The sequence below is a fragment of the Achromobacter sp. SIMBA_011 genome (assembly GCF_046535435.1).
Classification (GTDB): domain Bacteria; phylum Pseudomonadota; class Gammaproteobacteria; order Burkholderiales; family Burkholderiaceae_B; genus Achromobacter; species Achromobacter dolens.
This window is the reverse complement of sequence record NZ_JAWRWN010001011.1, coordinates 1-246: the sequence shown is the minus strand read 5'-3', so window position 1 is coordinate 246 and position 246 is coordinate 1. Positions and strand designations below refer to the sequence as shown.

At 60.2% G+C, this 246-nt stretch carries 1 protein-coding gene; it reads right to left on the bottom strand.

Annotation, left to right across the window (positions count from 1 at the left end; all coding sequences use genetic code 11):
• The coding region (locus tag SB816_RS34065) for a hypothetical protein (protein WP_410548507.1) at positions 1-246 on the bottom strand (246 nt) is incomplete at both ends.

Sequence of the window (246 nt, the reverse complement as noted above, 5' to 3'; positions counted from 1 at the left end):
AGCTTCGCCACCAGCTGATCCGGCAGGAAGGATTTCGCGACGGTGGCGACCTGATAGTTCAGCTTGGCTTTCGGCTTGCACATGTCGTGGCAGCGGCTGTCCAGCGAGCAGCAGAGCGAACAGATCGGTGCGGCATAGGCCGGACACCAGGCCATGTCCTCCGGCTCGAAAGGGTGTTCGCAGATGGAACAGGTGATGCTGCTCTCTTCGCGCCATTTCTGACGCGGCTTGCGGGCGAGATAAAAT